13 protein-coding genes are annotated in these 15,608 nt (G+C 35.9%); 8 read left to right on the top strand and 5 right to left on the bottom strand.

Annotated features, from left to right (window positions below; genetic code table 11):
* Positions 1-48 precede the first annotated feature (48 nt).
* Positions 49-1,482 carry a TrkH family potassium uptake protein gene (locus tag ILA26_RS00385; protein ID WP_292892850.1) on the bottom strand — a complete coding sequence of 478 codons (1,434 nt, stop codon included), beginning with the start codon at positions 1,480-1,482 and terminating at the stop codon, positions 49-51.
* Between the two features lie 67 nt (positions 1,483-1,549).
* On the opposite strand from ILA26_RS00385, the gene ILA26_RS00390 reads away from it, so the two are divergent.
* From ILA26_RS00390 to sfsA, 6 genes are all read left to right on the top strand, one after another.
* Positions 1,550-2,608: a UPF0104 family protein gene (locus ILA26_RS00390; RefSeq protein ID WP_292892851.1), complete on the top strand. Its 1,059-nt coding sequence runs from the start codon at positions 1,550-1,552 to the stop codon at positions 2,606-2,608.
* Positions 2,609-2,613: 5 nt separating this feature from the next.
* Positions 2,614-3,681: an acyltransferase gene (locus ILA26_RS00395; RefSeq protein ID WP_292892852.1), complete on the top strand. Its 1,068-nt coding sequence runs from the start codon at positions 2,614-2,616 to the stop codon at positions 3,679-3,681.
* Between the two features lie 118 nt (positions 3,682-3,799).
* Positions 3,800-4,684: a formylmethanofuran--tetrahydromethanopterin N-formyltransferase gene (fhcD, locus tag ILA26_RS00400; RefSeq protein ID WP_292806796.1), complete on the top strand. Its 885-nt coding sequence runs from the start codon at positions 3,800-3,802 to the stop codon at positions 4,682-4,684.
* Between the two features lie 83 nt (positions 4,685-4,767).
* Positions 4,768-6,579, top strand: a complete 1,812-nt coding sequence (locus tag ILA26_RS00405; protein WP_292892853.1) for an Ig-like domain-containing protein — start codon at positions 4,768-4,770, stop codon at positions 6,577-6,579.
* A gap of 109 nt (positions 6,580-6,688) precedes the next feature.
* On the top strand, positions 6,689-8,230 hold the full coding sequence (locus ILA26_RS00410) for an NAD(P)H-hydrate dehydratase (protein ID WP_292892854.1): 1,542 nt from the start codon (positions 6,689-6,691) through the stop codon (positions 8,228-8,230).
* Entirely contained in the window at positions 8,217-8,930 is a 714-nt protein-coding gene (gene sfsA / locus ILA26_RS00415; protein ID WP_292892855.1) for a DNA/RNA nuclease SfsA, read from the top strand. The genes ILA26_RS00410 and sfsA overlap by 14 nt, the downstream gene beginning before the upstream one ends.
* Here the strand turns inward: sfsA and ILA26_RS00420 are convergent.
* From ILA26_RS00420 to ILA26_RS00430, 3 genes are all read right to left on the bottom strand, one after another.
* A complete protein-coding gene (locus tag ILA26_RS00420) occupies positions 8,877-9,605 on the bottom strand; it encodes an NAD-dependent protein deacylase (RefSeq protein WP_292892856.1) in 729 nt (242 codons plus the stop codon). The two genes, sfsA and ILA26_RS00420, sit on opposite strands and share 54 nt — an antisense overlap.
* Positions 9,606-9,706: 101 nt before the next feature.
* Complete coding sequence (locus ILA26_RS00425) at positions 9,707-10,885, bottom strand: argininosuccinate synthase (protein ID WP_292892857.1); 1,179 nt, start codon at positions 10,883-10,885, stop codon at positions 9,707-9,709.
* Between the two features lie 256 nt (positions 10,886-11,141).
* Positions 11,142-13,064 carry an IGHMBP2 family helicase gene (locus tag ILA26_RS00430; RefSeq protein ID WP_292892858.1) on the bottom strand — a complete coding sequence of 641 codons (1,923 nt, stop codon included), beginning with the start codon at positions 13,062-13,064 and terminating at the stop codon, positions 11,142-11,144.
* A 44-nt stretch (positions 13,065-13,108) separates the two neighbouring features.
* On the opposite strand from ILA26_RS00430, the gene ILA26_RS00435 reads away from it, so the two are divergent.
* Positions 13,109-13,849 carry a succinylglutamate desuccinylase/aspartoacylase family protein gene (locus tag ILA26_RS00435; protein ID WP_292892859.1) on the top strand — a complete coding sequence of 247 codons (741 nt, stop codon included), beginning with the start codon at positions 13,109-13,111 and terminating at the stop codon, positions 13,847-13,849.
* 75 nt (positions 13,850-13,924) lie between these two features.
* Positions 13,925-14,626 (top strand): metal-dependent hydrolase, encoded by a 702-nt coding sequence (locus ILA26_RS00440; RefSeq protein ID WP_292892860.1) that lies wholly within the window; start codon positions 13,925-13,927, stop codon positions 14,624-14,626.
* Here the strand turns inward: ILA26_RS00440 and ILA26_RS00445 are convergent.
* Positions 14,623-15,585, bottom strand: coding sequence for a bile acid:sodium symporter (locus ILA26_RS00445; RefSeq protein WP_292892861.1), 963 nt, complete (start codon positions 15,583-15,585; stop codon positions 14,623-14,625). The genes ILA26_RS00440 and ILA26_RS00445 overlap by 4 nt on opposite strands.
* Positions 15,586-15,608 lie beyond the last annotated feature (23 nt).

The raw sequence follows: 15,608 nt of genomic DNA on the forward strand, positions 1-15,608 counted from the left end.
CCTATTTAACATTGAATAATCATTATTTATCTTTTGATAATATAAATATTATCTTTTGAAAATCTCGAAAAATGTTCTTAATGTAATCAATACCGGATATATTTCCAGTCTTCCGGTCCACATGTCGAACATACTGACTATTTTTAGGACAGGGTCTAGTGTGTAGTTTATGATTCCGAGTTCCAGACCATTGTTACCTTGAAGGGACATTGCTCCAAATAAACTTCTGAATGGGTCATATCCATATAGGCAGAACAGTGCCCATGTAAACATTATAATCATCATGTATAGTGTGATGAAGTTTCCGGATTGTGCAATGGATTTTTCAGGTATTTTACGGCCTTGCAATTTCACCGCTACAACTCTTCCTTCAGGGGATAGGATTTCTCTGATGTGTCTGTATATTCCTTTGAAATAAGTAATCATACGTACAAGCTTAATAGCACCTACTGTTGATCCGTTTGACCCTCCAGTCAACATTAAGCACATTAGACAAACTATAACGAATGATGGCCAGCTTGCCATTGTCATTGGTGAGGCCACACTTGCTCCAGTGGTTGTAATTGCGGATACTACGGTAAATAGTAAGTCGATTGGAACGATATTTGAAATGAAGTACAGCATTAATGTGACTCCTGCAATTACAGTTATTATTATTTTAAATTGCAAATCATTGATTAATGACCTTCCTCTGGTGCTGATTACCTTGTAATGCACTAAAAAGCTGGTAGCGCCCAGTATCATTAGGATAATGGATATCATATATATTACATCATCATGATAGTAGCCCATATTTGCATTTTTAATGCCCATTCCTCCTGTGGATATGATGTGGAATGTGTTACAAAGGGCATCAAAAACAGGCATTCCTGCAAGCAAATACAATATGAATCCTGCAATTGTATATATTGCATAAATTTGGAATGTTTTTTGCAGTGTTGTTTTAATACTTGGTTTTATACGTTCGTCACGAGCTTCTGAATGGTAAAGTTTTGAGGAAACTGATCCTGGTTTGGTCAAAACACCAATGACCATGACGACCACTCCCAAACCGCCAATCCATTGTTCCAATGCTCTAAAAAATAAGATACTATGAGGTAAAATTTCAACGTTTTCAAACATGGTTATTCCTGTACCGGTCAATGCGGACATGCTTTCAAAAACACCATCGATAAGGGGGATGTTTGTTGCCAGTGTAAAAACGATCCCTCCGATAATACTTGCCCACAGCCATGCGAATGAAGATATAATCATCCCATGTTTCAGACGTATTTTTTTGTCGGTGACGTCATCAAAGTATTTTATGCAGAACAGTCCTGTGAATGCTGAAATTCCTGCAGGAAGTATAAAACTGATTACATCGAACTCAAAATAAATTAAATCAAAAATTAACGGAATTAGGCACATCATACCTATTCCAATCATTAGCATTCCGGAGTTCCTTGCTATGATTCTCAAATCAGTTTTAGTAATATACCTCATTACTGTAAAGTTTGAACAAAATTCTATATAAATTTATAAGTAATCATTTCTATAATTAATATAAACTATGGACCGCAAAACATTATTTTTCTTAGGTGTAAGTATACTGATTTTAGCCATAATGTTATGGTTTGTTGGTATCGAAGAAGTTATTGAGGCTTTAAAGCTGGCTAATTTAACTATTATTGGGTTGGCAGTTCTAGTTCAAATTGGAACTTATTTTTTATATGCTTTTCGTTGGCAAATTCTCAATAAGCTTGCTGACATGGATGTGAGCATTCGTGAATTGATTCCAATGGTATTGGTAGGTTTAGCGGTCAACAATATCACTCCCTCCGGTCGTGGTGGGGGCGAGCCTGTACGTGCATATATTTTATCTAAGCAAAAAGGTTATCCTATGGAAGAATCATTTGCAACAGTTGTGGCTGACAGGGCTTTAGACACTTTTCCTTTTGTGGTGCTTGCAGCCATTACAATTGCCGCAATGGCTATGTACTTTGATTTTGACTTATGGCTATTGATAGTAATGGTTTTGGCAGTAATTGCAATTGTGGCACTATTGTTCGTTCTAATTTACATGTGTATCAATCCAGGGTTCGGTAAAAGGGTTGACGGATGGATTATTGGTCTTGTAAGAAGATTCTACAAGAAAAATTCAGAGGATTTGGAAGAAAAAATTCATGATGCTATTTTCGGATTCCAGGATACCATGAAGCTTTTAATCTCAAACAAGAAGGTTTTGTCCTACACTATACCATTGTCCTTCCTGATATGGGTATTTGAAATTATCAGGGTTTATCTGGTCTTCTTGGCATTTGGCGCTCAAGTTAATCTGGTTGTCATCGGGGAAGTGTTCATTGTCGCTTCTCTTGTCGGTATGATTCCCCTTCTTCCGGGAGGGCTTGGTGCTGTTGACGGTATGATGATCATATTTTATTCAGCAGCAGGAATCTCTGCGTCAGTCAGTGCTGCAGCTACAGTCATTGAAAGGTTAATATCTTTCTGGATGGCTACAATCCTTGGGTTAATAATATTGCCTCATTACGGTTCTTCACTATTGGATAAGGCATCCTCTTCAGTTGAGATTGAAGAGCCTTCGGATGATGACTTGGAGGACGAAGGGTAGATATCATGGCGGAAAGTAATGGACGTATTTTTTATTTTGATGCATTAAGGGCAGTTGCTATTCTATGTGTTATTCTGTTGCATGTGACTGGCCATCTTGGGGAAATAATGAATTATAATGTCCATACTATTTTTTCAGCTAGTGGAATTTTTGAGACTTTCGCTAATAACTTTTTCAGAATTGGCGTTGACTTGTTCCTGATGTTGTCTGGAGCATTGCTTTTGGGCCGTGATTGGGATTTAAGAGGATTTTTGTCTAAAAGGGTCCCTCGTATTGTAAAACCATTTGTTTTCTGGTCTTTGGTATTCAGCATTTTACTCATTGCAGCATCTTATTTTGTTCCAAGCATCAATTTTGTAAAGCATTTTGCAATATTGGACATGCTGACTGTATTCTGGAATACTTTGATGTGTAAAGCTCCGGGATCTGCGGTTTATTGGTTCTTTTGGATGATGCTTGGAGTGTACTTGATAATGCCGGTCTTCAATAAATGGGTTAAGCATGCCGATTTGTCCGAACTCGAATACTTTTTAGTCATCTGGATTGTATCAACATTGTTTGATTATACATTGATGATGGATTGTCCTATAAAGCTGTCCTATTTCACAAGTCCGATAGGATTTGTTGTTTTAGGATATTATCTGAGGTATTCCGAAAGAAAAATATTCAATAGTTCAGTCATTTCATGGATTTTAATCATTGTTCCGGCTATTGCGATGTTGGCTTATTCATGTTCAGTAGCAGATAAGAGCATATTATTCGAATTCCATAGGTATTCACTTCCGGTTATAGTTGAAGTGACTGGTGTGTTTTGCTTATTCAAAACAAGTGGCCGTTTGAACAATATTCCCGTTTCACTTAAAAATTTCATTTCATCAGTTGCAATCTGCAGTTATGGGATGTATTTGATTCACAGTCAGATTATAATGATATTCCGTAAAATATTCCATTTGTCATTTGGCTTTTTAGGCAATTATATTATACTATTCGTTGCAGGTTTTATCTTATCTTGGTTAATAATATATATTTTAGCAAAAATACCATTCATTGATGAATTTATTGGTGTTAAATAACTTTTTTTCTGTTTAAAAAATTACTATTTCCTAGTTAAAATAGAAAACTTTATTTTAATTTATTTTCATAAAATTAATTATCACAAAAAATTATTTTTAAAAAAATTTTGGTGAAATTATGGAAATTAATGGTGTAGAAATACAAGATACCTTTGCTGAAGGTTTTGGAATTAAAGTATCTAGAATTATTATTACTGCAGCTACTAAACATTTAGCTAAAATTGCAGCTACTGAAGCTACAGGATTTGCTACTTCCGTTATCGGATGTCCTGCAGAAGCAGGTATTGACCAATATGTTCCTCCAACTGAATCTCCAGATGGAAGACCTGGTTATGCAATTATGATTTGCCACATGTCCAAAAAAGCTTTAGGCGGACAAATCATGGACAGAATCGGACAATGTGTTTTAACTGCTCCTACTGCAGCAGCATTCAATGCTTTAGAAAGTGAAGAAGCATTCCCAACCGGAAAACAACTCAAGTTCTTCGGTGACGGATACGAAACTGAAAAAGATGTAAACGGTAAAAAAATGCACGTTATCCCTATCATGTCTGGTGAATTCTTAGTGGAAGATGAAATGGGATGGAAAGATGGTGTAGCTGGTGGAAACTTCTTCATCATGGCTGACAGTCAAATGGCTTCCATCGTTGCTGCTGAAGCTGCTGTTGATGCTATTCACGCCGTTGCTGGTGTAATCACTCCTTTCTCCGGTGGTATGGTTGCTTCCGGTTCTAAAACTGGTTCCAAATACTCTTTCATGAGTGCATCTACCAACGAAAAAGAATGTGTAACTTTAAAAGACCAAGTAGAAACTGAATTACCAGAAAACGTATTCGGTAACATGGAAATTGTTATTGACGGTGTAGACGAAGAATCCGTTAAAGCTGCTATGAAAGCAGGTATTGAAGCTGCTTGCCAAGTTCCTGGTGTTATTGAAATCGGTGCTGGTAACTACGGTGGAAACTTAGGACCTTACCAAATCCACTTACAAGACTTATTCTAGAGAATTTCTAATTCTCTACTTTTTTTTATTTTTTGATTATTTAATTAAATATTGGCTGTTTTATTAAAAATGGTGTTAATATAATGTTTAAAAATAAATTATTGTTTCTGTTGATATTAGTTATATTTTTAATTGGTTGCGGTGTTGTTTCAGCTAATGAAAATATAACTGATGTTAATGCGATTGAAAATGTGCATGAAGACGTTGAACGGGATGATTCTATAAGTTTAAGTGAGGAAGACTCACAGGACTTGCAAGATTCTTCCCAAAAACCTGGTAAAGTAGATACTCACATTCAGTCAGGTGACGTGAATAATTATTATAAGGAAAGTTCCGAGCTTGTCAGTTATCTGAAAGATGACAATAACCAACCGATTTCAAACAAGATGCTTTCCATTTCTATAAATGATAAGATATACAACAAAAACACGGATAATGAGGGAAAAATCGTTTTAAAATTAAACCTTAAACCTGGCGTGTATCATGCAACAGTTAAATTTGCTGGTGATGAAAATCACACTTCAAGTGTTGCAAATGCTGTTGTTAAAGTGGATAAATCTGTATTGGCTATTCAAACTAAGGATTTCAAGACTTATTTTGAATCTGGTTTTTATTTTAAGGCAATTGTCATTAATAAAATTACTAAAAATCCCGTTCAAGGTGTTAAGGTAGCTTTTAAGGTAATTAAAAACAATAAGCATAAAACTTACTGGGCAATCACCGATTCTAATGGTGTTGCAATGCTAAAAAAGAATCTTAAAGTCGGATCTTACAAGGTCGTCACTTCTCTTAAAAAGAATGCAAATTTGAAAGCTAAAAAAGTAAAATCCTCATTGACTATTAAGGAAACTGCTGAAACCGGTTGCAGCTCTTTGTATATTCAGGTAAACAAAAATGAAGCGGTTGTTGGGTTCAGAAGAGATGCAACAAATGCCAAGACTTTACACATTGTCAAATATAAGCTGAACGGTAAAGTGGCTGTTAAGCAGTATAAAACCAACAGTTACTTCTTCCATTGTTTAGCAACTGCCGATGGTTGGATGGCAGCAACTGGAGGTATGGACAATCCCTCAATCAACCATGCCATTGAGAAGCTTGCAGGTAAAATGGCAAAATCCGGTAAGATTAAAAAATCTTATTTAAAAAAGATTCAAAGGTATGAAAGACAGTTGGGGATAGGTCATTTTTCAATCAAGGCGCCTAACGGTAAATATGCATTGGTTTGGGCAAGTGGCATATCAACCGGTAAATTGAAGTCCGGTGAATTTATCGACGTTCCAAATGCAAGGTCAATGTTTAGGCATGGAACTTGGGATAAGTACAGTAGCAATCCAGTAAAAGCAGCCATTAAAGTTGCCGCAACTGATTCATTTGGAGTTAACAGAAGGGATGCAACTGCGTTTCATTGGAAAGCCACCACTTCAGAAGGAAAGACCACTTCAACATTAAAGGCTTATGCTGCAAACGATAATGGTCGCCTTGCTGGAAGAAGCACCGCTCATCTAAGGGATGACATTGTCTGCAAGGGCAAGTTCATATCTAAGGAGAGTCTTCCTAAAACTCCATCAAGCAAGTTCATTGGAAAATTTAAATTGGGAAATATTGACAAGTTAATCAAGACACAGACTAATGTTAAGGCTCCAGCATTGAATATGAACTTCAACGATTCCAAAACTTTTGATGTGACTGTAAAGGACAAGAAAACCAAAAATCCAATCAAAAAGCTTAAGTTAAAATTAAAGATTGATAACAAGGTTTACACAGTAAAAACAAATTCGAAAGGGGTGGCAAGCTTCAATCCGAAAACATTGAAAGCGGGCGACCATGAAGTTACAATTTATTCCGGTAATGATAAATACTTTGTGTCTTCTAAAAGTACAATTACAATTAACTAATTGTGCTCTTTTATTTCTTTTTTTTAATTTCTAGAGTTATTTTTTTTTCTGAATTGAGATAATTATATTTATGTCAGAGTCTTATATTTTAATCAATAAAGGTGATTATTTGAATCCGATTGATATGATGGTTACAGATTATAACTGCGAATATTTAGGTTTATCAAGGTTATGCTTAATGGAATCTGCGGGAAAATCCCTTGCAGAGGAAGTGGGTAAAATTGCTGTTTATACATTTTCAAAACCAGTTAAGGTAGTTATCTTCACAGGTTCTGGCGGAAATGGTGGAGACGGTTTTGTTGCAGCAAGATACTTGCTTAATAGGGGATATGATGTTGACATTTACATGTTGAAGGATAACATCCGCTCAACTGAGTCTAAAGTTAATTTTGAAATATTGCAAAACATGAAACCACGTCTTTCACGCTTAAAGATTTATAATTTAAAGACCTTGGACGACATTAACAATACTGAAGTTGCTAAAAGTCAAAATTCTGAGTTTATAATTGTGGATGGTCTTTTGGGCACCGGTATTAAAGGCAAACTTCAGACTAATGTTAAAAGGGCGATTGAAGTCATCAATGAATCAAATGGAATTAAGATAAGTGTTGATGTTCCTTCAGGAATGAATCCGTTGACCGGTGAGGTAAGTGACTTGGCGGTTGTTCCGGATTATACCATCAGTTTTCATAAAATCAAAACAGGTGTGAGGAATGCCGAAGAGGAACTTGTCGGAGGATTGGTCACAGCGGATATTGGAATTCCGTTTGAAGCGGAGTATTTTGTCAATTATGGTGATTTTTTAAGACTTAAAAATCGAGATTCATCATCTCATAAGGGCAATAACGGCAGGCTATTGATTATTGGAGGTTCAAAAGATTATTCTGGAGCACCTGCCATCGCAGGAATGGCTGCAATTGGTGCAGGTGCGGATTTGGTTTATGTTGCAACACCTGAAAAGGCTGCAGCTGCAATTAAATCCACATCACCGGATTTGATTGTCAAGTCTCTTGAAGGGGATAAACTGTCACTTAGTCATGCTGAGGAAATCCTTGAAATTTCTGAGGGTGTTGATGCTGTATTGATTGGGCCGGGATCTGGAATTGATGAGGATACATCCAAGCTATTCAATGTTCTGGTGACAAAAATTAAAAAACCGATTGTCTTGGATGCGGATGCCCTAAAGCAAGTTGAATTAAAATTAATCAAGAATCGTGAGGATATCATACTGACACCGCACATTTTTGAATTCAAGTCATTTTTCAACGTTCATGATGATTTAAAATTGGATATTGACTCTTATGATTTTGATAAGGTTGATGAAAACATTACCAAATTCCAGCAAATTTCCCGCCAGATTAAGGGAAGTGTCATAGTTAAGGGGCAATATGATTTAATCCTGTCCGGAACTAGATTTAGAATTAACAGGTCTGGAAATTCAGGCATGACTGTCGGTGGAACTGGCGATGCACTGGCTGGAATATGCGCTAGTCTGTTTGCACAGGACTTGTCTGCTTTTGATTCTGCATGTTTGGGTGTTTTCATTAATGGATGTGCAGGTGATGAGGCATATGAAGTTAAAGGAAATGGCTTTTCAGCAACGGATTTGGTTTCTCACATTGGTAGTGTGATTAAAAATGGATTATGTTAAGGGAATTTTTAAAGCAAGACCTAACAGGTTCATTGCTGAAGTTGAAATTGAGGGGGAACTTGAAATAGCTCATGTGCCTAATACGGGAAGGTGCAAGGAGCTATTGGTCGAGGATGCTGTTGTCTGGTTAAAACCTTCAGATAATCCAAATAGAAAAACCAAGTTTTCACTTCATTTCGTAGAAAACAAGGGTGCCTTAGTATCACTTTACTCTCAACAGGCCAATAGTATTGTCTATGATGCAATCATTGATGGCAAAATAAATGAACTTGATGGCTATTCACTGCATCAAAGAGAAAAGACAATCGATAACTCAAGGATAGATATATACTTGGCTAATGAAAATGAGCAGTGCTATGTCGAAGTTAAGGGTGTGACATTAATTATCGATGGGGAAGCAAGATTTCCAGATGCTCCAACTGAACGTGGAGCAAAACATCTAAAAGAGTTAATTAAACTTAAAAAAGAAGGAAATAGATGTTGTGTGTTCTTTTTGATTCAACATCCAATCGGTAAATTCTTCAGACCTAATTGGGAAAACGACCCTAACTTTAGCCAGACATTAAATGAGGCCTATGACAGCGGTGTTGAAATTCTGGTCTACCGATGTGATAATCAGCTGTCAGGCATTGAATTGATTCCAGAATCACTCGACTTTGATTTGGGACAAAGTTTTGCCGATGGCATCATTGACGACTAAACTTGCAATGTTGTCGTAAGGTGTTTCACTTTTATTAATTAACACTAAATTCTTGCCGTTGAAGTAATTTATCAATCCTGCGGCAGGATAAACAACAAGTGATGTTCCACCTATTATTAATGTGTCCGCTTGAGATATGTAATCCACTGAAAAATTTAAAACAGCATTGTTTAAAGGTTCCTCGTAAAGGACAACATCTGGTTTTACAATTCCTCCGCAATCGCATCTTGGAATTCCATCACTTTCAAGAATATAATCTAAATCATATGATTTGTTGCAAATTTGACAGTAGTTCCTATGGACACTTCCATGAAGCTCCAACACTTCCTTGCTTCCTGCTTTCTGATGAAGTCCATCGATATTTTGCGTAATGACGGCTTTTAATTTTCCTGATTTTTCCAATTCTGCCAGCTTTAAATGGGCGGCATTTGGTTCGGCATCATTAAAAACGAGAGTGTCCTTGTAGTATTCAAAAAACTCTTCGGTATGGTCCATGTAGTAACTGTGGGATATTAGATTTTCAGGGGTGTCCCCATATTTTTCCAAACTCTTGAAAATTCCACTTTCAGACCTGAAATCCGGAATTCCACTTTCTGTTGAAACGCCTGCTCCTCCAAAGAATACTATGTTGTCAGAATTATCAATAATCTCTTGTAATTGCTGAATTTTAGACATATTTCTATTTATATTTTTGATAAATATTAATTTTTTCTAATTAACTGGTAAATGGCATTTTATTGAAGGTTAAAAAAAAGAAGTGATGGATAGCTTAAAAGCTATCTGTTTAATTTTTGGTAATTTGCAGCTTGAAGACCGTGGTGCTTAATCATACCTTCAACTTCTCTTTGATCAGTGTCTTTGTCTTCAAAGGTAATTTGCTCAATGCTGTGTAAGCTGAATGGAGATTTTCTTGAGATTGGTTGGATTGAACCTTTGAATAGTTTCATTACAACTTCTCCGCTTACTCTTTCTTGCATGTTGTCGATTGCTTGGTCAAGGTCTTCTCTTAATGGTTCTTGCCAGAGTGCTCTGTAGACAAGGTCTGCATAGAGTCCGGACATATATTCTGCAAATCTTAACTCATCAGTGGTTAAAACTAATTCTTCTAATGCTTCGTGAGCTGCAATCAACAATTTAGCACCAGGGGTTTCGTAGATTTCCCTACTTTTAATACCGATCATTCTGTTTTCAATGGTGTCTACTCTACCGATACCGTGAGCTCCTGCAATTTCGTTTGCTTTGATGATAATGTCAATTAATGGCATCATTTCGCCGTTAATTGCTACTGGAATACCTTCTTCAAATTCGATAGATACTTTTTCTGGTTCGTCTTTAGCATCTTCCCAGGAGGCAGTCCATTCGTAGATGTCTTCTGGTGGTTCGTTTGCAGGGTCTTCTAGGACATCTCCTTCAATTGCTCTTCCCCAGAGGTTTTCATCAATACTGTAAATTTTATCGTAGCTTAACTTGATTCCTTTGGATTCTGCATATGCTTTTTCTTCAGATCTGGTCAAGTTCATTTCTCTGATTGGTGCAATGATGTCTAAATCGGACATTGCGCGAATAACTGCTTCAAATCTGAATTGGTCGTTTCCTTTTCCTGTACAACCGTGTGCAATTGCGGTTGCTCCTTCTTTTTCAGCTACTTCTATAAGTTTTTGGGCAATTAATGGTCTTGCAAAAGCAGTGCTTAATGGATATCCTTCGTATTCTGCATTTGCTTTGATTCCACGTGCGATGTATTCGTTTGCGAATTCTTCTTTAGCATCGATATTGAAGTGTTTTAATCCTCCAATGTTAGCTGCACTATTTTTTGCTTTTTCCATTTCTTCTTCGCCTTGTCCTACATCTACGCATGCGGTAATAACTTCTACATTGTATTTTTCTTCTAATAATTTAACACAAACAGAGGTGTCTAGTCCTCCACTAAATGCTAAAAGTACTTTTTCAGTCATTATTAATCACCATTAATTTAAATTATAAATAAGAATGTTTAGTCTATTAAATAATTTTATTATTAATAGTATTTAAAATTTTTAAAAATAGTTGGCAGAAGAAACTCTTAATTGAGGGTATAATTGAGGTTGAAAGACATATTGGTTTTTTTAAAATAAAAACCCCAATTAAGAGTCATGAGTATAAAGTATTTTTCAATACTTTTCATCTCTGTTAATATGTTGGGGCTCATAGTATATAAAAGTTTAGGTATACCTAAATTTTAACCAATAAATTATTTTCTTCAACGAATTTTATGAGTCTGGAATATGTTGAATTTATTTTTAATGTGTCCTTATTTCCTATAATAATTAATTTTCTCTTTGCCCTAGTGATGGCCACATTCAATCTTCTTAAATCCTTTAAAAATCCAATATTTCCATTTTCATTACTTCTTACAGTTGAAATTATGATTATTTCCTTTTCACGGCCTTGGAATCCATCAACGGTTTTCACTTCAACCGGTGTGTTTTCCTGTATTATCTTGACTTGGTCAGCATATGGGCTGATTATTCCAATGTCATCCTCACTAATCCCTGCATTCAGGTAATCTCTAGCGATGCTGACGCTGATGTCTGCTTCTAACTTGTTGACAATTGACTTTGAATCCTTAAGGTGCATTTCACGATTGTCCTCAACATCTGATGTGTCGATAAAAAGCAATGCCTCCTCGTCATGATCAGAATCCAAAATATCGTTGATTGTTATTTCATCAACGCTTGATGCACTCCTCAATCCGTTGTTGTAGAACTCCTCATTCGGGAATTTCATAAGCAGGCTATTCATCCTATACTGAACATTCAACAGTTGGGACTTGTGGGGATACATCTTGATAAGTTCCTCAAACATTGTTTTTTCAAGCTCTCCCGCACGTTCGCTGATGATTGTTGGGGGCAACTGCTTATGGTCTCCTGCAAGGATAAACCTATGCGCCTTTGCAAGGGGAATGAGTATGCTTGGAATTGTTGCCTGTGAAGCCTCATCGATGATTGCAACATCAAACTTGACTCGAGCTATTGATTCCAGTGCCGCAGATGAGTTGGTTGCCAGAATGACGTCGCTTTCCTCAATGATGTTTTTAATCATTCTGTTTTCGATTCTTTTGATTTCGTCATGTGCCTCATCGATTTCCTGATTGATTTCAATCCATTTTGCCATTGACTTCATCTTGTCTGAGCTGACTCCTCTTGCTCCTTTTCCTTTTGATGCGAAGTGCAGAATGTCATAGTCTCCAAGTCCTCGGCGGTATTGGGGGGTTGGCTTTGTGTGAACCTTTCTCTTTTCAATCAGGTTATCAATCTTTTTATGGATTTTTTTAATCTTTTTGTTGAGTTTGTGCTTTTCAACTTTATATGCAAGGGTTTGTGTGATATTATGTTTGGAAACCCTTTGTGGATGGCCCAATCTAGTTAAATTAAGTTTCTTGTTATCCATCAGTCTTTCCAATATATTGTCGACCGCAGCATTACTTTCGGCCGTAGCTAAAACCTTGTGATTCTGACGTGTTTCCTGTGAAATCAGTTCAACAAGTGTGCGTGTTTTTCCTGTTCCGAAAGGCCCATGTATCAAAAAGAAGTTTTCACAGGACAGACTATTTTCAATAGCTATTTTTTGGGAATCATTCAATGATTCGTCAATATAGTTGATGTAAGGTGTCTTGCGGTTTTGTTTAGGGTCTCTTTCGCTTAAGATATATTCAAGTGCGTTTTTTCCCTTTAAACTCAAATGATTCAAATTGTCTTCCATTCTTCTGAATGTGATGTCGTTTGCATATAGGTCAAGGCGGACCTTCTTTTTTATCGCCCATTTTGGAACTCTCTTGTCAAATGCAACCTTGATGAATCTTGCACCCTTTTCGGTAACTGTTCCTGTCAAGTCGCTACGGAGGGGATTGTCTGTACTTACCAGAACCATGTCTCCTACAGATATTTCTGTGTCAATCACCTCAGACCTTCCGAACTGGACGATTTGCATTCCCAATTCCTTCCCTAAACTTTTTCCTTTGACTTTATTGATGGCTCTTCCTAACTCTTCCCTTTTTTGACCTGACATTGTGCTTATCTCTCGTGTCATAAGGTCAATTTCAGCATCTCTTTCATAATTGATGAGCCTAATCAGATTTTTAATATATTTTTTCATTTTCATACTTATTTTTAAATAAGAGTTTTACTGTATATTTAATTATGCATTTTAAAAAAATTGAGGAATTCGGCAATTTGGAAATGGCCTATGTTTCTGATTTTTCAGGAGGTTTCATTTCAAGAAATTCTCATATTCTGAAAAGTTTGGAATTGAATAGATTCACTCAATTCATTCTTGAAAAATGTGTTCATGGAACTCCTATTTTTAAATTGGGAACTGGTGGGAACAAACTTTTAATATTGTCCGGAATCCATGGCAATGAATTGTCTCCCCAACTGGCCAATGTAAGATTGTTAAACGATTTGATTGGAAATGAATTTAACCATACGTTATATTTCATTCCGTTTGCAGCTCCAAAGGCCACTATGAATAATGAAAGGACATTTAATGCAATGGATTTAAATCGTTCTGCGCATATTCATGATTCAGTAAGTAATCTGATTATTCAAAGTGTTGTTGAATTGGGAATCAATGTTGTGGGAGATTTTCACTCAACTGCCTACAATTCAAATCCGGGTAGGGAATCAGTTTTCTCATCAAAATCTCCGACTCCTGAAAGCTATTTGATCGCTAATTATATTTCAAGGGATGTGGGCTCTGAAATCATCTCATTTGATTATGCGGGCTCTTCATATAAGGGGGCTGTGGAGGATGTTTGCAATCTGAAAGGAATCCCTGCAGTGACATGTGAGGTGTTGGCTCCTTTTGGCAGTGTTGGTGCGGGCAATGTTGAAAAATCGTTTTCCCAAATGAAAAGCTTTTTAGATTATTTTGGCGTTTAGACAATATTACTTTTCAAATGCTCTCTGATTAATCTTTTAAATACTCAAATCCTATTTTTAACTAAGGTGATTTAATTGTCTTCCTATAAGGGACATTCAATATTTGCATTAGTACTCGCATTCATGTTTTTTCACAATCCTCTAACAATTGCTTTAACGTTAATTGGTGCAAATATTCCTGACTTTGATCATAAATTCAAGAAGGACAATGTCTACAAGATAATTATTTTAGGATTGATAGTGTTCATTTCACTTTATATCCTTAAATTACCTTATTATATTGGTTTAATAATTGTTTTTTTAGGGGTTACCTTTTATTTTTCAGAACACAGAAGTTTTACCCATTCGATTTTTGGCGTCTTGACTTTGACTGCTGCCGTATCTTTGATTTTGATTTGGGGCTCTCAACTGATTGATGCAGTTACTGTAATCGATAATCATTATCTTCTGATGGCAATTTTGATAGCTCTCTTAAGTTTTTTGTTCTTGAACAAGAAGCTGCTAATGATTTTCATTCCATTATTTTTCATTGGTTTATTTGTATTTCCTACAATGGAAATAAGTTATATTGAAATTGTTTTGAGTTTGTTTTTGGGATTGTTTTCACATGTTGTTCTTGATTCTTTTACTCCTGCGGGAATTAAGATTTTTGCGCCAATCTCATCAAAGAAGGTTTATAGAAATTTTGGATTGAGCATGGTGTTTCTGTTGGCAGTATTATCTTTGATAATTCATATTCCAATTCTTTTTGTGATTTTTGAGCAGTATGTTCTTTAGAATCTGCAAGTAAAGAACAGTCCAGAATTTTTTACCCATAAACAAAACTTGGAAACAATATACAGCACCGGAAGTTCTATTAATGGACCAATAACTAATGCGATTGAAATCAACTCATGTCCGGGGAATGAGTTTATAGCGATTGCAAGTGCCAAAGGTGAATTTCTAGCCAATGTGGTCATTGTCAAGCTTGCATATTCCTCATATGTGAAGTTGATTTTTTCAGATAACAATAGGTCTATTATGGTGTTCGCTACAAAGAATATGAGTAATGGGACAAAAATGCTTACAATTGAGTTTAGGTTATTGAACAATAGTTCTCCTTGGCTTGCGAATATGCAAAATACGGCAAGAGCCAAAAACCAAATCTGTAGTGAAGAGAACAGGTCGCTTGCCTTTTCATTTAACTCATCATTCAATATGAATTTGATGATTTGGGCAGCGATGAATGGGATGACAATGACAATTAAAAGGGAATATGCCAATTGACTGTAATCCATTGTGTTTCCGCTTGAGAAGAATATTATCAGATATATTGGCAACAATATAATTTGCAGCACTAGATTTATAGGTAAAATTGATAAGCTTAGAGTAATGTCTCCTTTTGCCATTTTGGTAAAAACTAAATACCAGTCTGTGCATGGAGTTAATATCAGCATGAAAAATCCAATAAGGATATCAATGTTCCAGTTTAAAAATAGATTTCCTAAAAAGTATCCGAATAATGGTGTCCAGATAAAGTTGATAATCAAGCTTGTTGATGTGAATTTAACATTTTTAAAACTGTCTTTTATTTCTTTTAATGGTATTTCTAGGAATAATCCAAAAAGCATCAAGCAAAGGAATATGTTGATTAGATATGCAGTATTTTCAGCTATTAATGGGATGTTGGAAAAAATTAATCCGAATATTACTGCGGAAAATATTATTATCGGTTCAAGCTTATCTATTAAATCCATATTATCACTTTTTAGGTGTGACT

This window comes from Methanobrevibacter sp. (genome assembly GCF_017940815.1).
Taxonomy (GTDB): Archaea; Methanobacteriota; Methanobacteria; order Methanobacteriales; family Methanobacteriaceae; genus Methanocatella.